The following is an 18,779-nucleotide window of genomic DNA, read 5'->3' as shown; positions in this document are numbered from 1 at the left end:
GATTGTGTTACTTCGAGTTGTTATTGACGAGTTTCTTCACGCTGGTCTGGACGAGTCGGACCTTGGCGAGGATCTCGTCGGCGGTGGCGGTCCAGGTGAAGGGCTTCGCGTTTTCGTTCCAGGAGTTGATGTAGTCGCGGATCTGTTTGACCAGGACGTTGACGCTGGAGAACGTGCCACGGCGGATGGACTGCCGGGTGATGATCCCGAACCAGATCTCGTCGGGTAGGACCGCTGCATTGCTGCAGCGGTCCCCCCTCAGAACCGGCCGTGCCCGCTTTCCAGGCAACCGGCTCAAGCAAGCCCCTTGGGCTCGCGGGCGAACAGAAGTGCTGGTCACCGGCCGGGGCCAGTGGCCAGCCGACGCCGGCAGTGGGTGTGTATCAGGCGTGAGGCGGCGGGTTTGTCCGGCTTGCCGTTGCCCGCTTCGGCGGTGACCGCGTGTTTGCGGATCGCGATGCGGGTGACCTTGAGCCACTGCTCCCACTGGTCGGGAGTTTGCGGCTCGTGGTCGGCGTGCAGCAGCAGCCCTCCGCAGAGCGGACATCGGCCGTCTTGCATCTGCAACAGATGCAAGGTGCCCTTGCCCAGCGGGAGTTTGCCGCGGCGGCACCGCTTGGCCCAGAAGTCGGCCAGGGCGGGATCGTCGGTTGACGCCCTCCCTGGCACCATCCGGTGCCGGACGATCGGCGTCCAGGCGAACTTGTAGAGGTAGAAACCGCTGGTGCGGTCCCCGAATACCCATGTGTCCTGCCTGAACGGGTTGAACATGGCGAAGTACCGGGCAGTCACCCAGCGCATCGGCTTGTTCGGGTGGGAGAACTTGGCCCACTTGTAGACCAGTCTCCACACGTAGGCGTCCAGCGAGTTGAACGCCCGCTTGGACACCCCGATCCGGTAGTAGGCAGCCCAGCCCTTGATGATCGGGTTGAGCTTGGCGATCACCGCGTCGGCGTTGGCCCCTCGCAGGGCCAGCACCTCGGCGGCAAGCCGTTCCCGGATCCGCCGCAAGGCCGCGTTGCTCGGTTTGGTCAGCAGCTTGCTGCGGTAGCGTCGGATGTTGAACCCCAGGAAGTCGCAGCCCTCATCGAGGTGGACAATGCGCGTCTTGTCCTCGTTGAAGGCCAGGCCCCGGGGCGCGAGCCACACAGTCAGCCGCGCCTTGACCTGCTCGGCCTGTTCCCGAGAATGACACAGGGCGAGAAGGTCGTCGGCGTAGACGACCAGAACCGGAGAATCGCGCGCCAGAATCGTGGCATCACTGCCGAGATTCTGGTAGCGGACTCCAGCAGCCTTTCCCATGCCGTGCAAGGCGATGTTCAACAACGCGGGACTGATCACCCCGCCCTGGGGAGTTCCCTCCACCGTGGGGGTGAACCAACCTTTCTCGACCACACCCGCCTTCAGCCATCCGGCGATCATTCCCCTCCCGGGAAAGGAGCCCAATGACGCGAGCAGGTGATCGTGGTCGATTCGGTCGAATGCCGCTTTCAAGTCCGCGTCGAGCACCCACAAGCGTTTGGCGTTCTTGCCGCTCGCCGTCGTGTGGATGGCAACGATCGCGTCATGACAGCCACGGCCTGGACGGAAACCGTAGACCTTCGGTTCCAGCCGTGCCTCCCACTCGGGCTCCAGTGCATTCAGCGTCAGAGCTTGAAGGCATCTGTCGGCGATCACAGGAATTCCAAGTGGGCGCTGCTTCCCATTCGCCTTGGCTATATACACCCGCTTGACGGGCTTGGGCTTCCACGGGGCCGCGCCATGCTGGACCCAGTCGGCCAACTCGGCCTTTCCCTGGGGCAGCAGGACGACTTTCCCGTCGATGCCCGCCGTCTTGCGGCCAGCGTTGACTTCCGTGACCCGCCGCACACTCGCGAGTGTGTTGGCGCGGGAGCGGAGCATCAACTTCTGCAGATTCCTGACCTTGGCCAGGTCTCCTGCCTGCGATGCCGTGAAGATGCGTTGCCGCAGACGCCGTACGTCGTCCTCGACGGTCCGCCAGTCGATCGACGGCCAGTCGGTGATCTCGTCCTCCGGTCCGTTCGCCATGCCGGCTGCGGTCGCAGCGGCTTGCGCCGCCCCAGCCACGTGTGTCGTCACGGCGTCCAACTTGCCCTTCGGTTCAGGTGTCTTTGGTCATCGTTTCTTCACGGGCTCACCAGACCCACGTCAGCGCCCTTTCAGGCCGGGACATCGGCCCCTATCCGGCCAGTTATGCGGGGACCACCGACGGAGGTGTCAGCGCATGGTTCCCGGTTTCCTGTTGCCTTTCGGCGACCGGCATTCGCTTGCTGGGTCTTCCTGCGCCCGCTGGAGAGTTGGGCCTTCCTTGCGGTTGGCTTACCAGGTCAGAATTGCATTGCCTGGACTCCATCGGGGTTGTCACGTTCCGCATGAGAGAGATGCTGCCGGTGAGGGGGCCCTCTGCACCCCGGGGACGGCGGTGCACTCCCGACTGGCCAGATTTCCCCAGTCGGCGCCTGCCGATTTCCAGCGGCCAGTCCCTATCTCTCGCTGAAACGACCCATCGGCGAGAGTGCTCATGACGAGGCATCATCAAGGGTTCATTCGCATTCACCCGTCCGGCATTTCCCAGCCTGTAACCCCCGGATGGAACGAGGATCCTTGGGCATTTCCCCAGGCTTCGCACCCCGCGATTACTCACGACGCACGCTGAGGCGGGAACGAGCCCTGTGCACTGGCTCGGGAGCTACACCTTCGACATCAGTCGATCCTCCTTCGGTGAGTCCGCTCTTCTCAAGCGGCTTTCGTGTCGCACGATCTGGTTCAGCCACGAGGACCCGACAGGGGTGAAATGGAAGTGGACGTGCGGGTTCTTCGCCAGCCACGCCTTCACGTCCGGGGTGGTGTGCGTGGACAGGTTGTCCAGGACGACGTGGATCTCCTTTCCCGCATGCGGCTTGACGGCCTTCTTCAAAAACGCCAGGAAGTTCGCGCCGTTCCGGCTCGGCTTGCACTCGCCCAGCACCTCACCGGTCGTGACGTTCAGCGCGGCGAACAGGTTCGTGGTGCCGTGCCGGACGTAGTCGTGGGTGCGCTGCTCGGTGGCCGCGAAGGCCACCGGCAGCACCGGCTGGGTCCGGTCCAGCGCCTGCACCTGCGTCTTCTCGTCGACCGACAGCACCACGGCGCCACCGGGCGGGGCCAGGTACAGCCCGACGATATCGGCGACCTTCTCCGCGAACGCCGGGTCCTTCGAGATCTTGAAGGTGCCCGAACGGTGCGGTTTCAGATTCTCCTCACGCCAGACCCGGGCAACGTAATGCCAGGACACCGAAATGCCCTCGCGCCGCTTCAAGTGGTCGGCCAGCGATCGCGTCGACCAGTGCGAGAGCCCGGAATCCACCGGCGGGGACATCCTCGTCAAGGCGATCACCCGCGCCCGCACCCGAGGCGGCACCTGAGTCCGCGGCCCGCCCCGGCGTTTGTCCTCCAGCCCGGCAACACCACGCTCGGCATAGCGGGACTTGCACCGGTCCACCGTCAGCGGTGCCACACCGGCGAGCTCGGCGATGTCCTTTCGCCGCCGCCCTTCGGCCGACCACAACACGATCCGCGCGCGAAGCGCCACGACAGCTGGCACATGCCGCGAACCCGCCAACTCCCGCAGCTCAGCAATCTGTTCAGAGGAGAGATCCATACCAGACTCAACGATCACAGAGGCCTCAGGTTCCACAAACAGAATCACAAGACACTAGGGCGTCAACGCGATCTCCTGGAGGTGAATGGATCGCTCGCCGGCCTCACCGGGCATCCCTACAAGGTGACTGGGAGATTCGGTAAAGCCCGGCGCTGGCGGATGACCACCATGAACTACTGACCACCCAATTCCCAATTCCTCCGGTGATATCACCGTCGCGATGTCAATACGGCGCGGAGTCCTCACCGCAACCTGCCCGCGTCCGTCTGGGTCAGCACCATTGAGATCGAGTTTCCGGCCTGGGAGGGTTGGGGCAGGGGGCCAGGGCGTGGCCGCGAGCGGCAGCGGTGGGAGCAAACGAGGCCCGAGCTCGGCCGGAACCACGGGCCAGTAATCGGATCAGTCACGGCAGCTGTAGTTCGTGATCACGCCGCTGCAGTGACCTCGTTCCAGTAGCGGTGGCAGGTGGCGGCCCGGTGTTGGTGGCGTCGTCGCCAGTGTGACCAGTGCAGGACGTGTTGGGCGTCGGTGACGGGCTGCGGCAGGACGAAAGCCCGTAGAAGCCGCAGGAGTTCGGGTCGGGTGAGGGCGATCATCGGTTCGTGCTCGGTGTCGGGCTCACCGCTTTCGGTGTCGCCGGGGTGCCGGGCGGCGGCCACGGCGAGAAGGGAAGCGGCGATGAGGCTGATCAGACTCCAGCGCATCCAGGAGTTCCAGCAGGTCGCCTGCCCTTGGTCGAGCCCGGCCAGGGACTTCGCGGCCTGGAAATCTTCCTCTACGCGCCAGCGACAGCAGATGACTTCGACGAGGTCGGACAGGGTGACGGGGGTGGTGGAGTGGCAGCGATAGAAGGAGAGTTCACGGGTGTAGCGGTGGCGGCGGACAAGCAGGAAGCTGTGGCCCGTCTCGTGCCCCTGCGGGATGTCGTCGGCGGTCACCTCGATCATTACCCAGTCGTAGTGGCGGTCGCCCTTGGTGCCGTGGCCGGTGCGGATCCGCTGCCAGGCCCTGCGGGGCAGCTTCGCCAGCACGCCGGCGGTGTCGAACCGGCCGGCCGGGGTGGTCACACGGTGCGAGGCGGGTACGGCGACGGCGTAGTCGAAACCGAGCTCGCGTATGCGTCTGCGCAGGTCGACGCCACCGTAGACCTCGTCGGCGGCGACCCAGCGAGCCGGGAAGCCCTGAGCGCGGGCCTGGGCGAGCATCGCGGCGGCCAGCTGCGGCTTGGTCGCGAAAACCAGCTCGTCGGGCACCCCCGTAAGCAGCCGCCGTTCCTCGTCAGCGGCCCAGTCCCGGGTCAGGTACAGGGCGCGGTCAATCAGCGCGTGCCCGGCCGGGCCCACGTAGGTCAGATGGACGGCGACCTGGCACAAGCCGACACCGCCCAGCGCGCCAGAGTACTGATGGGCGGCGCCCACCGCATCGGTCGAGGACTTCGCGTCGCCGGTCTCGTCGACCACCAACATCGCCTGGTCATCAGCGAGATGTCCCACAGTGAAGGCGGCAAGACGCGCACGGACCGCCTCGTCGTCCCACACCGCCCTGGACAGGAAGTGCTGCAGCCGGTGCGGACCGCAGTGCCCGAGCGCCTCGGCCAGCGTCCAGCAGTTGATCCGCTCCAGCCCCATCAGTACCGCCTCGACCGTCTCCCGCAGCGTCCGCCGCGTCTCACGGCGTGGAAAGCAGTCCGCTACCAGCCCCATGGCCGCCCCGAAGCCGTCCCGCCACACCGCCTGCGCTACCGTGACCTCCACGGCCACCGCGTCCTGATTCGTCGTCACAAACGGTCATGATCACGGTGGCCGTACCCATGCCCGCAAGCAGCCTCGTGGAACCGCTGACCAGCCCGGATCCGTTACCGATCACGAACTACAGCTGCCGTGTCAGTGTGCCAGCGAAGCGTCATTTAGCACGTCGAAGCGAAGGGCCTCCTGTGGAACCGCTTGGCCGGTGACCAGCAGGCGACGTGCCTGATCGCGGACTGGGATGGGGAGCCATGCGACCAGCTCTCGGGCCTCGGCGTCCGGTGTGGGACGACCCGGGCGTGAGGGTTGAGCGGCGAGCAGGGCCCAGAGGCGTTCGGCCGGCCCTGCCTGAACACCGGCGTGCTCAGCCACGGCGCAGGCCGCAGTGGCGATCTGGAGACCGGCAGCATCCAGGTCGCCGAGGTAGTCCAGACGTGTGACGGCGAAGGGCAGCGTCGCAAGAGACTCCAGGGGCGCGGTGTTGCGGCCCTGGACCCAGGCGACGGCAGCCCAAGGTGGGACGGCGCGAGCGCGCAGGACGCGGAGAAGCGTGCGAAAAGTGGCGTGATTCTCGACGCAGATAACGGCACCAGGGTGGCGGATATCCGACGTGATTGGTTCCCAGACAAAGGGGGTCGGCAGGCGCTCGCAGCGCAGCAGCTCGAACGTCAGCCGGCCGGGCGCCCACAGAGTGCTTCCACCACGCGGAGGATTGGCATCGAACACCTTCTCGTCGAGGAGGAGTTCGTAGGCCCGTTCGGCGACGGACACGACCGGGACCTGCCCGCCGTCGGTACGCCGGAGCCAGTCGTTGACGGCCAGGAGGAGCTGTCGTTGTGTCGTGGAGAGACGGAGCGTGGCTGCCCAGCCGGCGAGTTCGCTACGCAGTGGTACGTCGACGGGCTGCAGCTTGTCGGCGGGGCGGGCCGTCCCCAGCAGGGTTACCGCCTTGGGTAGAACCGTTCGTCCCCGACGTACGGTCGTGGTCCGGCTCGCCGACCACAGCCCTTCCTGCTCCCCGCGCCTGATCGTGTCGTGGACGACTTCCGGCAGCGCGGACGCCTCGATTCCGGGATTCTGCGCGCCAATAGCGGCGGCGATGTCGTCGGCGTGGCGCCGGCCACCGCGCCCATCAGGGTCAAGGGCGGCGATCAACGCGGCCAGGTCAATGGAACTCATTCTCCGAGCACCGCCCTGACGTCGCGTTGCACCAGAACCAGGTCGACCAACTCGCGGGATCCGTCGTCCACAACCACGACCTTCTCGCCCGAGGACGGGCGCGAGCGCCGGCCGAGCATGATGGTGCGGTCGAACATCGACAGTGCGCCTTTGTCCTTGGGCGCGGCGGTGAACAGCAACTGCAGGCCGAGTTGGTCGGCAGCGCGTCGCATCGTCCGGACGAACTGGTCTGCGGACGCCTGGCCGAACGGGTTGTCCAGCCACAGCCAGCCAACCGAGGTGGTGTCCGAGAGGGCGCGGACTTTCGTCATCGTCGCGTAGAGGAGGACGCCTGCGGTCACTCGCTGCCCACCGGAGAAGTTCTTCAGCTCGGCGACATCCACGCGGTCGAGGGAGAGATCGATGTGCGGTTTGAGCAGGCGCACCCTGAAGGGCGCGTCGACCAGCGCCCGGGCGGCGGCGAACAGCAGCGACTGCGCGTCCGACCGGCCGGCGCCGGGCGTCAGCAGGGAGTGGACGACGCGGGCAACCCGGTCGATGGCGACGGATTCGTCGGCCGGAACCTTTTCGTGCTCGATGACGACGAAGCGCCGCTCGGACCACTCGCCCAGTCCGTCCGGGAGTCGGGACTGGTTCTGGTAGGCGCGAAGCCGGTCGAGCGCTCGCGATGCCTGCACGTGCAGCATGACTGCACAGGTGTGGACGTCCCGGTCGTGTCGGTCCAGGTCGTCCCGCAGCGAAACGGCCCGCTGTTCGAGTTCTCCCGCGATGCGCTCTGCCTCCGCGGGCAGCTGCTCGTCGCCGCGCAGCCGTGAGATCAGATCGGTGACACGGGAATCCTCCGCGGCCTCGACCTTGCGAGCCTGCGGGCTGTTGGCGTGCGCGCGGACTGTGCCGGCCTCTCTCTGTCGGGTCTGCTCGCTGTCCACCAGTTGCTTCCGTGACTCGCGAACGCGTTCGGCGAGGCCTGCGATTCGGGTGGTGAGTGCGGCGATGTCGTCCGCACGGCGGCCGGTCAGTGCCGGGTCGGCGAGGTAGCGCAGCCCGCTCACGCTTGCCTCGACGAGCTGGGCTGACTGACGTGCCGCGGTCGCGGCGGTCTCCGCGTTGCGGGCGAGTTGTTCTTCGGAGCGCTGGGTGAGCAGCGACTGAGCCGCCAGTTCGTCGAGTTGGTCGGCGAACCCCTCGGCCTCGTCGGCCTCAGCGACCAGATCGGCCGACGGGAATCCCTCGACGTCCGGGGAAGAACGGTCTGCCCGCTCCTCGGCCTGCCGCTGGTGTTCCCGCTTGGCCGTTTCGGCGGCCTGCAATGCCCTCGCGTACGCCTCGCGCGCTTCCGCCTCGCTAGCCTCAGCACGGCGGGTCGCCGTGCCGAGCGCAACAGGGTGCCGCGCGTCATCGGTGCCGACGAACCGCTCGGCCAGACGCCGCTGCTCGATGTCGGCGTCCAGTTTCGCGTCCAGGTCCGCGAGGCGTTGCCTGGTGTCAGTGATCTGCTGGCGAAGTTCCGGGTCGACCGCCGCGTCCTCCAGAGCCGACGTGACGCTCTCCAGGCGCGCTCGGATGGTGGGCACGTCCTCGGCGGGGACGGGGCCGTGGGTGGTGGCCGACAGTCCCGCTCTGCGTAGTTCGTTGGCAGCATCGTCCCGACGGCGCTCGTGGGTGCCCACACGGTCACGTGCTCGATCGACAACGCCAGCGAGGTCAGGTATCTGTTCACCAAGCTGGTCGATACGGCGACGGTGCTGGGCCTCGGCCGTACGCAGGCCCGGCAGCCGCTCACGGGCGCTGGAGAGGGCGTTTGCAGCGCTGATGGCGGGGACTAGACGAGTTATTCCGAATGCTGACGGTGCGTCCGGGAACGCAGACAGGGCGTCCAAGATCGTTGTGTGACGAACAACCTAGACGCCCTGCTGACCGCACTGTACGTGAAGATCGACGACGGGATCGGAGGCACCCGGTGGCTGGGCCGACCGCCGCGGCTGACGGACTCCGAGCTCGTCTGCCTCGCCGTCGCGCAGGCGCTGCTGGGTTTCACTTCGGAGTCGCGGTGGCTGCGGTTCGTGGACTCCCGGCTGGGCGCGATGTTCCCGTACGTGCCCAAGCAGCCGGGCTGGAACAAGCGGCTGAGGGCCGCGTTGCCGCTGGTCAAGAAGGCGATACGGCTGCTGGCCGCCGACACGGACTTCTGGTTCGACAACCACTGGATCGTCGACTCCACGCCCGTGGAATGCGGTCGCTCGCGTCCCACGGTGAAGCGGTCGGACATGGCCGGCTGGGCCGGATACGGGTACTGCGCCAGCCACAGCCGGTTCTTCTGGGGCCTGCGCCTGTTCCTGGTGTGCACCCCGGCCGGGATGCCGATCCTGTGGGCTCTGGCGACCCCGAAGATGGACGAGCGCGAGGTACTGACCGCGATGCTCGACCGTGAACCGGAGACGGTCACGGACCGGCCTGGGCTGCTGGTGATCTCGGACAAGGGCTTCGCCTCCAAGGAGTTCGAGGCCGATCTGGCCTTGAGGGGCGCCGAGTTGCTGCGGCCTTCGTTCAAGCGTGAGAAGAAACGCAAGGGCGAGAGCCTCCTGAAATCAGTGCGACAGCTGATCGAGTCGGTCAACGACACTCTCAAGGGCCAGCTCGACCTGGAACAGCACGGCGGCCGGACCTTCGAAGGCGTCGCAGTCCGCGTCGCCCAGCGCATCCTCGCGATGGCCGCAGCAATCTGGCACAACCACAAGACCCGCCAGCCGATCACCCGATCACTGATCGCCTACGACCACTAACCATTCGGAATGACTCGTCTAGGAGCCGTCGGGCCTCGGTCGCGCGGTCGATCAGTTCTTGTGCCGCGTCTCGTGCGGCCTGGTGCTCCTGCTTGAGCCGAGCAAGGTCCCGGAGGGCGTCCGCCGCGGCTTGTTCGTCGTTTCGGGCTGCTTCCATCCGTTCCTGAGCGGACCTGATCTTCTCCTGTATGGCGGTACGTGGGTCCTCGGGGAGGTCTTTCCAGAACTGGGTCAAAGCCGCGAGGGCGCTGCGGGCGTCGGTGGCGCGCCGGCCGGCTTCTTGGAGGCGCAGAGTCGCCGAGGTCAGCGCGTTCTCGGCGGCGGCGACCATGTCACGCGCCGCCTCCCGGTCGTAGGTACCTGGGTGCGGGAGGAGGACTCGGGCGAGTGTTCCGTCGGCGTGGTCGGCCGCACTCGGTGATACGGCGGCCTCCGGGTCGAGGACGGCACCGACCCAGACCGCCGTGTCGGTGTCGAGATCACCGATGGCGTCGAGGGCGCGGCCGAAGTGGTTGGGGTGGGAGACGACCACCCCGGACGCGATGTCGGGACGTGCCGTCGCGAAGGACAGGGCGGCGCGGGAGGTCATCGTGTCCGCCAGCCACCGCCATCCCGGCCAGGCCGGCACCTCGGCGTCCTGGCAGCGCCGGACGGCCTCCTCCACCAGAGCGGACCCCGGAAGCAGACCGTCGGCGCCGACCGCGTCGAGCGTGCGCCGAGCCTCATCGGCGGCAGCGCGTGCCTCGGCGGCGTCTCTGTCGGCTGACTCGGCCCGTTGGCTCAGTGCGTCCGTGAGTGCTGAGCGGGCGCTCCACAACTCGATGCCGCCGTCGCCAACCGCGTCCCGTATGCGTTCGTCGCCCTCCAGCGCGCGGACCCTGTCGTTCACCTGCTGTAGCTGACGCTCTCCGTTCTCCACGTCGTGCCGAGCGGCGACAAGCGCGTTCTGTGCCTTCGACATGGTCTTCCGCTGGGCATCAGTCTGTTTGTCGACGGTCTTGAGCGCCTCGTCAGCCGCTTCGCGGCTGCTCAGCGCCGAAGCGGCTTTCTCCACCCATTCGGCTTCTGCCACTGCCGGATCGGCGCCCTCCCGAACCAGACCGGCGGTGACCGCCTCGGAGAGGATCCGTTCGGACTCGGTGATCTGTCCACCAACGTGCCGGAGCTGCTCGACGGCCGTCGCGTGTGCCACGACGGCCCTGCGCTGTTCGTCCTGAGCCGTCGCGAAGGCAGCGGAGGCCCGTTCCCGTTGCTCCTCGGCGGCACGGAGATCGGCAGCGGCACGGTCGCGGTGGTCGGTGAGGAGGCGGGCGAGGGAGTGCAGATGCTGCTGCTCCTCCTCGCGGAGCTCCGCGGTGTGCTTCTCGGCGGCCTCAAGGCGGGCCGTGAGCCCGGCCAGCTGGGTCCTGGCCGTACTGGCGCCGAGTACGTCCTGAACGAGTCGCCACGCGGCCAGTTCGTGGACAGCCCGGTCGCGGTCCGCGCGGCGCTTGTCGGCCAGGGCTGCTGCGGCGGCGGCCCGGAGTTCGGCCGCTCTCAGCCGCATGCGCAACCGGTGTGCCTGTGCCCTGCGCGCGGTCGCGCCCGCCTCCCGACGCAGGCGTTCGTGCTCCTCGTGCTTCTCTCCGGCACTGGCCTCCTCGGCGGCCAGTTCGGCCAGGGTCACCTCGGAGTCGGCCACCACAGCCGCGGCGTTCGCCTCGGCGGTGGCCACCGCACGCCGGTGAGTGGCGACCTGATCATGCGCGATCGCGAGGCGCAGCAACGGTTCGGTGAGGCTCTCCCAGAGGGCGAGTTCGTCGGACCATCGGGGCCGTGCGGCTGCGTTCGCCCGCAGGACTTCGATGCTCTTGCCGATCTGCTCGACGGTCGTGGTCGGGGTGGTCGCGCCGATGAGCCACCGGACGCAGGCGTCGGAATCAGAAAACCGCATCACGTGGTCGACGCCGCCTTCGGAGGCGTTCATCTCGGACTGGAACCGCAGCTGCTCCACATCGACTCCGGCGGCGGCCAGCCAGTCGACCCATGTCCGTTGGTGGTCCGACGGGCGATGCGGCGGTAGCGCGCCGCCGTTGGGCAGCATCCCACGCACTGCTTCTACGAACTGCGCATGGGTTGCCCGTCGGCCGACGTTGGTGCGGAACGGCAGGTCATCGATGGTCGGCCCCGAGCCGTAGGTCACCCATCCGTAGAAGTCGCGCTGCAGCTTGCGCGGGTTGTCGAGGTCCTGAGTGCCGCCGTCTGCCCAGTCGGCGACCATGCCCATGACGATGCGCTGTAGTTCGCCGTCCACGACTCGGGTGGCCTGCTCGACCACGTGACAGACATCGCCTGAGCGCACCAGCTTCGCCAGGGACCGGTCGGATTCACCGCGAATGAAGTCCCGGGCATGCGGCAGGTACAGCCCGAAACGCAGGGCCGTGATCGTCGTCTTTCCTGTGCCGTTGTCGGCCCATAGCGCGGCGTGTCCGGTCGGCTCGAAGGGATCGGACCAGTTGATGCTGAGCCCCTCCAGCCGTGATTCGGGGAAGCCCGCGCCGGCCAGGTAGGTGCGTTCGAGGCGCCAGCCCGTCTGCATCATTCGCCCCTCTCGTCGAAGGGCTCGCCGTAGCCAGTGGGGACGGACGGACCCCGGCGGTCCTGTCGGTGTCCTTCCAACACCTGCGAACCGATGATCGTCTGCCACACGAGAGGGCCGCCGGCGATCGCGATGTGGGCGCGGAAGCGGTCCGTGGAGCGCCACACCTTCAACTCATCTCGCGGAGGCGGAACCGTCCTGTCGACCACGACCAGCCCGAACGACGCGTGAAGTTCCACCCTGTTCGTGGACAGCGGGTGGTTACGCTGCGGGGGTGAGGTCTTGCGTCGCCAGAGCTCTGGTTTCGAGCGGGGTGACGTAGCCGTACTCGGGGTGCTTGCGCAGGCGGGTGCGGTTGTACTCGACCTCGATGAAGCGGAACAGATCGGCTCGGGCGGTTTCGTGGGACTCCCAGACCGTGGTGCCGATCTCCGCTTTCAGCAGACCGCTCGACAACCGCGCAGGTCAAGACGCGAAGTACTGCTGGAGTACTAGTAGGGCTTTGTTAGGTACCCCGATTGATCATCGTCAGGTAGATTGTGATGTTCTGTCAGGTGTGACACCTGAGGAGATGGAGACGGTCCGCCCGCGCCTGGAGGCGTTCGCGGCGGAGATGCTCGGTTCGCTGGCGCGTCGGGACCAGCGGGCCAAGGGCGAGCTGTATCTGCGCGGGCTGATGCTGGACGGCAAGCGCAAGTCCATGCAGCCGATGGCCGAGCGCCTGGGCGTGGACCACCAGCAGCTGCAGCAGTTCGTCTCATCGTCCACCTGGGACTACTCCAAGGTCCGTGAGCGGCTGGCCCGTTGGGCTGCCGCGCACATTTCTCCCGAGGCGTACGCGATCGATGATGTCGGCTTCCCCAAGGACGGCTACGACTCACCGGGGGTGGCGCGGATGTACTGCGGCGCCCTGGGTAAGCGCGGCAACTGCCAGGTCGGCGTCAGTGTGAACCTGGTCAGTGACCGTGCGTCATCGGCTGTCGACTGGCGCCTGTTCCTGCCCGAGAGCTGGGACGACACCAAGTACGGCGAGGACGCGCTGATGGCCGAGGCGATCCGGCGCCGCCGCGCCAAGGCGGGAATCCCGGACACCGAGCGGCACCGGGAGAAGTGGCGCCTGGCGCTGGACATGCTCGACGAGGTGCGCGACAACTGGGAGTTGCCCGACCTTCCGGTCGCCGCCGACGCCGGATACGGCGACGCCACCGGCTTTCGCGAGGGCCTGACCGAGCGCGGCCTGACCTACGCGGTCGCGGTCAAAGCCACCACGACCGCGCACCCCGGCAATGCCACACCCCAACGCCCGCCGTACTCCGGGCAGGGCCGCCCTCCCGTGTCCGCCTACCCCCAACCGCACACCACCCTGCGCGCCCTGGCCCTGGCCGTCGGCCGAGCGGCCACCCGCACCGTCACCTGGCGCCAGGGCAGCAAGGCCACCAGACGCAACCCGAACGCCGAGATGCGCTCGCAGTTCCTGGCCCTGCGGGTCCGACCGGCCAACCGCACCATCCGCCGCGCCGCCGACGGCTCCCTGCCCGACTGCTGGCTGCTCGTCGAGTGGCCACCCGACTCCGCCGAGCCAACCGACTACTGGCTCTCGACGCTTCCCGCCGACACCCCACTGCGCGAACTGGTACGAATCGCCAAGATCCGATGGCGAGTTGAGCACGACTACCGCGAGCTCAAGGACGGTCTGGGCCTGGACCACTTCGAGGGCCGCAACTACCTCGGCTGGCACCGCCACGTCACCCTCGCGTCCCTCGCCCAGGCCTTCTGCACCATGCTCAGGCTCGACCCAAAAGCCCCTGCGCCGGCCTGACCCTCTACGCGGTCCTCCGCGAACTCCAGGCCCTCCTGGCCACCTGGACCGGCGCCTGCTCGATATGCGGCCAACCCGCACCAGCACCCGAACCCCACCACAGGACCTAACAAAGCCCTACTAGGACGTACCGCAGGGCCCGCCGAGGCCATAATACTCGGGTGACTCACCCCTCCCCCCACATCAACTCCCTTTCCCCGCAACGTTTTCCGGTCGTCGTCGTGGGCGCCGGGCCGGCCGGGCTGACGCTCGGCAACATTCTGCGGGCCGCGTCCGTCGACTGCGTGGTGCTGGAGGTGGAGAGCAGGGAGTTCATCGAGCAACGGCCACGGGCCGGGGTCCTCGAGGAGTGGGCCGTGCGCGGGCTCGAGCGGCGGGGCCTGGCCGGGAATCTGCTGGAACGCGCCCAGGTGCACACCCAGTGCGAGTTCCGCTTCGGCGGGCAGCGTCACCGGTTGCCGTACGCCGAACTGACGGGGCAACACCACTTCGTCTACCCGCAGCCGCTGCTGGTGACGGACCTGGTGCGCGAGTACGCCGACATACGCGCCGGGGACATCCGGTTCGGAGTGCGGGACGTCCAACTGCACGACCTGGACACCGACCGGCCCTCGGTGTCGTACACCTGCCCCGAGACCGGTCGACGTCAGGTGCTCCACTGCGACTTCGTGGCCGGCTGCGACGGGGCGCGCGGCGTGGCGCGGACCACGCTGCCACCGGAGCGGGTCCGCATTGCGCGGCACGACTACGGCATCGGCTGGCTGGCGCTGCTCGCCGAGGCGCCGCCGTCGTCCGACTGTGTCGTGTTCGGCATCCACCCGCGCGGGTTCGCCGGGCACATGGCCCGCAGCCCTCAGGTGACCCGTTACTACCTGCAGTGCCCGCCGGGCGACGACCCGGAGAACTGGCCGGAGGACCGCGTCTGGGCCGAACTCCAGGAGCGGCTCGGCGCGGCCGACACCCCACCGCTCACCGAGGGCCGGCTGATCGAGAAGCGCGTGCTCGACATGCACAACCACGTCGTCGAGCCGATGGCGTACGGCCGGCTGTTCCTGGCCGGCGACGCGGCCCACCTCACCGCGCCCATCGCCGCCAAGGGCATGAATCTCGCCCTCCACGACGCCTTCCTGCTCGGTGACGCGCTCGTCGCGTACCTCACCGAGGGCGACGCGAGCGGGCTGCACGGCTACTCGGCGGACAGCCTGGGCCGGGTGTGGGACTACCAGGAGTTCTCACAGTGGCTGTCCGAGGTGTACCACGGGACCGCCTCGGGCGACCCGTACCGCGCCGGCACCACCCTGGCCCGGCTGCGCCGCCTGTTCACCTCGCCCTCCGCCGCGACCGCCTTCGCGGAGCAGTACCTCGGCATGGAGGCGACGGTCTGACTCAGTCGTGCTCCGGCCGCCCGGTGAGCCGGTGGTCGGCAAAGCTCAGCGCTTCGTCCAGGACCCTGCGCAGATGGCCGTCGCGCAGGGCGTAGATCACCCGGCGGCCCTCCTTGCGCGGGGTCACCAGTCCCGCGAGCCTCAGCCGTGCCAGGTGCTGGCTGACCGCGGGCCGCGCCGCACCGCACGCCTCGGTGAGCGTGGTGACGTCGGCCTCACCACCGCTCAGGGCGTGCAGCAGGGTCAGGCGGGTGCGGTCACCCAGCAGCGCGAGGAGTTCGGCGGCGAGCGCGAACTGCTCCTCGCCCGGGGTGCGCGGATGCGCATCGTGCGCAGGTGACAGGTGCATGCGTGCGCTCATAGGCACATAATGTCCCCAGGGAGCGGGTGCGTCCACCAACGCACCGAACCCGTTCGTCCACCCCCGCGCATTGAGAGGGGATCCACGTGAGCGACCGGCACGACCACCTGCACGATCACGGACATCCGCACCGTCACGGGCACGGCGAGCACAGCCACAGGCATGAGGACCGCCCTGAGAACGGCCTCCGCCGTCTCGCCCACGCCCTCACCCCGCACTCCCACGACACCGCCGACAAGGTCGACACCGCCCTGGAGTCATCGGCCCGCGGGATGCGTGCGCTCTGGGTCTCACTGGCGGTACTCGGCGCGACCGCGCTGGCGCAGGCGGTCGTGGTGGCGGCGTCCGGGTCGGTGGCGCTGCTCGGCGACACGGTGCACAACGCCGCGGACGCGCTGACCGCCGTACCGCTCGGCATCGCCTTCGTGCTGGGCCGCCGCGCGGCGACCCGCCGCTTCACATACGGCTATGGCCGCGCCGAGGACCTGGCGGGCATCGTGATCGTGCTGACGATCGCCGCGTCCGCCGCCTTCGCCGGGTGGACGGCGATCGGGCGGCTGCTCGACCCCCGCCCGGTGGAGCACATCCCGGCGGTCGCGGTGGCTGCCCTGGTCGGTTTCGCGGGCAATGAATGGGTGGCGCGCTACCGGATCCGCGTCGGCCGCTCGATCGGCTCGGCCGCGCTGGTCGCGGACGGACTGCACGCGCGTACAGACGGATTCACATCGCTGGCGGTGCTGCTCAGTGCCGGCGGCGCGGCGCTGGGCCTGCAACTCGCCGACCCGGTCGTGGGGTTGGCGATCACCGCGGCGATCGTCCTGGTGCTGCGGGACGCGGCGCGCGAGGTGTTCCGGCGCGTGCTGGACGCCGTCGACCCGGCCCTGGTGGACCGGGCGGAGCGGGCGTTGTGTGAGGTGCCGGGCGTGCACGAGGTGGGCGAGCTGCGGCTGCGCTGGATCGGTCACCGACTGCGGGCCGAGGTCGCGGTCGTGGTGGACGGAGACGTGACCGTACGTCAGGCCCACGCGATCGCCGTCGAGGCCGAACACGCCCTGCTGCACGCCGTACCGCGCCTCACCGCCGCCCTGGTGCACGCCGACCCGGCCCACGCGCCGGGCGAGGCCGACCCGCATCTGGCGCTGGCCCACCACGCGACGGCCGCCTGAACTCAGGCGATTCCCAGCCCCTCCAGCACCGCCGCTCCCGGCAGTTCCGCGAACGCCTTCCCGGGGACCAGCAGCTTGCCGCGCCGTCGGCCGCTGCCGACCAGGACGTACGGCAGGTCGACCACGGCCGAGTCCACCAGCACGGGCCAGCCGTCCGGCAGTCCGATCGGAGTGATGCCGCCGTACTCCATGCCGGTCTCACCCGTGGCCGTGTCCATCGGGGCGAACGAGGCCTTGCGAGCACCGAGTTGGCGGCGGACGACGCCGTTGACGTCGACCCGGGTGGTGGAGAGCACCACACAGGCGGCCAGCGTCGTCTCGCCGCCGCGCCTGCCCGCGACCACCACGCAGTTCGCCGACCGCTCCAGCAGCTCCTGGCCGTAGTGCTCCACGAAGACGGCGGTGTCGGCCCACTGCGGATCGGTGTCGACGTAGACGATCTGGTCGGCGGGGACGCTGCCGCGCCAGTGCCGTACGGCGTCGGCGACCGGGCGGGTCAGTACGTCGAGGCAGTCGGGGGCGGGGGCGGCCTGGTCGAAGTGTCCGATGGGTGCGCGCATGTCGGCACGCTAACAGCCGCCCCACCACAGGAGACGGGGGGTCTCAATGCACGGGCGGCACCGAGACGGCCAGCACCATCTCCGTCGGTACGTCGCCGTCGTTGCCGTAGGTGTGTGCCGCGCCCGCCTCGAAGAACGCGCTCGCGCCCGCCGGTACGCGGTACTCCACTCCGTCCACGGTCAGCGTCAGCTCGCCGGCCGTGACATGGACGAGTTCGACGGTGCCGGTGGGGTGCGGGTCCGAGGAGCTGCTCTCGCCCGGCATCAGCCGCCAGTCCCACATCTCCAGCGGGCCGGGGGCCTCCGTACCGACGAGGAGTCGGCTGTAGCTGCCCGCGTCGGTGTGCCACAGCCGTACCACCTGCTCGGCCGGGACGACCCGCACCTTCGGCCCCTGCTCGTAGTCGAGGAGGGTCGTGACGCTGACCCCGAGCGCGTCGCCGATCTTGACGACCGTACCGAGGCTGGGGTTGGTCCGGGCCTGCTCGATCTGGATGAGCATGCCGCGGCTGACCCCGGCGCGGGCGGCCAGCGTGTCCAGGGTGAAGCCACGCTCGGTACGCCAGCGCCTGACGTTGCGCGCCAGGGACTGGTTCAGCAGATCGAGGTCCGACACATTCCGTCCAATAGTCTGGATGATTTGGTTCATTCTACTGAACTGCGGGTCAGTGCACCCCATGCACCTCGTTCGTGCGCCGCACTGCACTGCGCCGTCAGCGGCAGAGGTGTAGCCGGCCCCTCAGGACTCGAGGTCCAGCTCGGCGAGCTTCGCCGCCGTCTCCTCGTCGAGGCCGGCGAGCGCCAGCAGCTGATCGGACGTGACCCCGTCGGGTATGGGCACCGGCGCCGGGGTCCTGAGCGGCGGCTGCCAGCCGTCCGAGGGTGTCCAGCGCCGTACGATACGGGCAGGCGCCCCCGCCACCACCGCGTGGTCGGGCACCACACCGCGTACCACCGCCCCCGCGGCCACCACCACGTTCCGCCCGATCCGCGCGCCCGGCAGGATCACGGCGCCGGTGCCGATCCAGCAGCCCGGCCCGATCTCCACCGGCTCCATCCGCGGCCACTGCTTGCCGATGGGCTGGTGCGGATCGTCGTACGAGTGGTTGGTGGACGTGACGTAGACGTACGGCCCGAAGTAGCAGTCGCTGCCGATGGTGACCGTCGTGTCGGCGATGACGTGGCTGCCCCGGCCCAGGACGACACCGTCGCCTACGCGCAGGATCGGCTCGGGACCGAGGTCCAGGTCAGGCATCAGACCGGCGGTCAGGGTGACCTGTTCGCCGACGATGCAGTGGGCGCCGAGGTGGATCCAGGGTTCGCCGAAGACCGTGCCCAGGGGGAAGGCGAGCCTGGTACCGGTTCCCATCGCGCCGAAGCGGAACCGTCCCGGGTGTTCCGCCGTGACCGAGCCCGTGCGCTGCAACCAGGCCCAGCCCGCGTGGACGGCCCGCTGCGCCAGGCGGCGCCGCCAGGATGAGAACGTGTTCTTGCTCTTCGGCACCCGCTCACGGTACTCAGCGTCGGCTGCCCTCAAGGCGC

The 18,779-nt window shown here is 68.7% G+C and carries 17 protein-coding genes; 4 read left to right on the top strand and 13 right to left on the bottom strand.

Annotation, left to right across the window (positions count from 1 at the left end):
• Positions 1-7: 7 nt before the first annotated feature.
• The 6 genes from ACKTSN_RS39195 to ACKTSN_RS39170 all read right to left on the bottom strand — a co-directional run bounded on the left by ACKTSN_RS39195 (position 8) and on the right by ACKTSN_RS39170 (position 8,465).
• Positions 8-298, bottom strand: a complete 291-nt coding sequence (locus ACKTSN_RS39195; protein WP_409467919.1) for a hypothetical protein — start codon at positions 296-298, stop codon at positions 8-10.
• 38 nt (positions 299-336) lie between these two features.
• A complete protein-coding gene (gene ltrA, locus ACKTSN_RS39190; protein ID WP_409467920.1) occupies positions 337-2,049 on the bottom strand; it encodes a group II intron reverse transcriptase/maturase in 1,713 nt (570 codons plus the stop codon).
• Positions 2,050-2,710: 661 nt separating this feature from the next.
• A complete protein-coding gene (locus ACKTSN_RS39185; protein ID WP_409473407.1) occupies positions 2,711-3,661 on the bottom strand; it encodes an IS630 family transposase in 951 nt (316 codons plus the stop codon).
• Positions 3,662-4,086: 425 nt separating this feature from the next.
• On the bottom strand, positions 4,087-5,442 hold the full coding sequence (locus tag ACKTSN_RS39180) for an IS701 family transposase (RefSeq protein WP_409468959.1): 1,356 nt from the start codon (positions 5,440-5,442) through the stop codon (positions 4,087-4,089).
• Between the two features lie 102 nt (positions 5,443-5,544).
• Positions 5,545-6,561 (bottom strand): hypothetical protein, encoded by a 1,017-nt coding sequence (locus tag ACKTSN_RS39175; RefSeq protein ID WP_409473406.1) that lies wholly within the window; start codon positions 6,559-6,561, stop codon positions 5,545-5,547.
• A gap of 20 nt (positions 6,562-6,581) precedes the next feature.
• Entirely contained in the window at positions 6,582-8,465 is a 1,884-nt protein-coding gene (locus tag ACKTSN_RS39170) for a hypothetical protein (protein ID WP_409473405.1), read from the bottom strand.
• A 9-nt stretch (positions 8,466-8,474) separates the two neighbouring features.
• Here ACKTSN_RS39170 and ACKTSN_RS39165 point away from each other — a divergent pair, with 9 nt between their 5' ends.
• On the top strand, positions 8,475-9,368 hold the full coding sequence (locus tag ACKTSN_RS39165; protein ID WP_409473404.1) for an IS982 family transposase: 894 nt from the start codon (positions 8,475-8,477) through the stop codon (positions 9,366-9,368).
• On the opposite strand, the gene ACKTSN_RS39160 is transcribed toward ACKTSN_RS39165, so the two are convergent.
• From ACKTSN_RS39160 to ACKTSN_RS39150, 3 genes are all read right to left on the bottom strand, one after another.
• On the bottom strand, positions 9,337-11,949 hold the full coding sequence (locus ACKTSN_RS39160) for a hypothetical protein (protein ID WP_409473403.1): 2,613 nt from the start codon (positions 11,947-11,949) through the stop codon (positions 9,337-9,339). The two genes, ACKTSN_RS39165 and ACKTSN_RS39160, sit on opposite strands and share 32 nt — an antisense overlap.
• Entirely contained in the window at positions 11,946-12,113 is a 168-nt protein-coding gene (locus tag ACKTSN_RS39155; RefSeq protein WP_409473402.1) for a hypothetical protein, read from the bottom strand. The genes ACKTSN_RS39160 and ACKTSN_RS39155 overlap by 4 nt, the downstream gene beginning before the upstream one ends.
• Positions 12,114-12,207: 94 nt before the next feature.
• On the bottom strand, positions 12,208-12,402 hold the full coding sequence (locus ACKTSN_RS39150; RefSeq protein WP_409473401.1) for a hypothetical protein: 195 nt from the start codon (positions 12,400-12,402) through the stop codon (positions 12,208-12,210).
• A 100-nt stretch (positions 12,403-12,502) separates the two neighbouring features.
• Between ACKTSN_RS39150 and ACKTSN_RS39145 the strand changes: the two genes are divergently transcribed.
• Both ACKTSN_RS39145 and ACKTSN_RS39140 read left to right on the top strand, forming a co-directional pair.
• Positions 12,503-13,765 (top strand): IS701 family transposase, encoded by a 1,263-nt coding sequence (locus tag ACKTSN_RS39145; protein ID WP_409467247.1) that lies wholly within the window; start codon positions 12,503-12,505, stop codon positions 13,763-13,765.
• 161 nt (positions 13,766-13,926) lie between these two features.
• Positions 13,927-15,150 (top strand): 4-hydroxybenzoate 3-monooxygenase, encoded by a 1,224-nt coding sequence (locus ACKTSN_RS39140; protein ID WP_409473400.1) that lies wholly within the window; start codon positions 13,927-13,929, stop codon positions 15,148-15,150.
• 1 nt (position 15,151) lies between these two features.
• On the opposite strand, the gene ACKTSN_RS39135 is transcribed toward ACKTSN_RS39140, so the two are convergent.
• Positions 15,152-15,511: an ArsR/SmtB family transcription factor gene (locus ACKTSN_RS39135; protein WP_409473399.1), complete on the bottom strand. Its 360-nt coding sequence runs from the start codon at positions 15,509-15,511 to the stop codon at positions 15,152-15,154.
• A gap of 86 nt (positions 15,512-15,597) precedes the next feature.
• Here ACKTSN_RS39135 and ACKTSN_RS39130 point away from each other — a divergent pair, with 86 nt between their 5' ends.
• Entirely contained in the window at positions 15,598-16,677 is a 1,080-nt protein-coding gene (locus tag ACKTSN_RS39130; protein ID WP_409473398.1) for a cation diffusion facilitator family transporter, read from the top strand.
• A gap of 2 nt (positions 16,678-16,679) precedes the next feature.
• Here ACKTSN_RS39130 and ACKTSN_RS39125 read toward each other — a convergent pair whose 3' ends face one another.
• The 3 genes from ACKTSN_RS39125 to ACKTSN_RS39115 all read right to left on the bottom strand — a co-directional run bounded on the left by ACKTSN_RS39125 (position 16,680) and on the right by ACKTSN_RS39115 (position 18,741).
• A complete protein-coding gene (locus ACKTSN_RS39125; RefSeq protein ID WP_409473397.1) occupies positions 16,680-17,237 on the bottom strand; it encodes a YbaK/EbsC family protein in 558 nt (185 codons plus the stop codon).
• Positions 17,238-17,280: 43 nt separating this feature from the next.
• Entirely contained in the window at positions 17,281-17,853 is a 573-nt protein-coding gene (locus ACKTSN_RS39120; protein ID WP_409473396.1) for a helix-turn-helix domain-containing protein, read from the bottom strand.
• A gap of 123 nt (positions 17,854-17,976) precedes the next feature.
• A complete protein-coding gene (locus ACKTSN_RS39115; protein WP_409473395.1) occupies positions 17,977-18,741 on the bottom strand; it encodes an acyltransferase in 765 nt (254 codons plus the stop codon).
• Positions 18,742-18,779: the final 38 nt, after the last annotated feature.

Origin of the sequence: Streptomyces flavusporus, assembly GCF_046267975.1 — a bacterium.
GTDB classification, from domain to species: Bacteria; Actinomycetota; Actinomycetes; order Streptomycetales; family Streptomycetaceae; genus Streptomyces; species Streptomyces flavusporus.
The sequence above is the reverse complement of the archived record's forward strand: the minus strand, read 5'-3'. Positions and strand labels throughout refer to the sequence as shown.

Bases quoted from the DNA above. Each gene is read 5' to 3' on its own strand.
- ACKTSN_RS39125 (WP_409473397.1), bottom strand. From the start codon at position 17,237: ATGCGCGCACCCATCGGACACTTCGACCAGGCCGCCCCCGCCCCCGAC.
- ltrA (WP_409467920.1), bottom strand. From the start codon at position 2,049: ATGGCGAACGGACCGGAGGACGAGATCACCGACTGGCCGTCGATCGAC.
- ACKTSN_RS39160 (WP_409473403.1), bottom strand. From the start codon at position 11,949: ATGATGCAGACGGGCTGGCGCCTCGAACGCACCTACCTGGCCGGCGCG.
- ACKTSN_RS39185 (WP_409473407.1), bottom strand. From the start codon at position 3,661: ATGGATCTCTCCTCTGAACAGATTGCTGAGCTGCGGGAGTTGGCGGGT.
- ACKTSN_RS39135 (WP_409473399.1), bottom strand. From the start codon at position 15,511: ATGAGCGCACGCATGCACCTGTCACCTGCGCACGATGCGCATCCGCGC.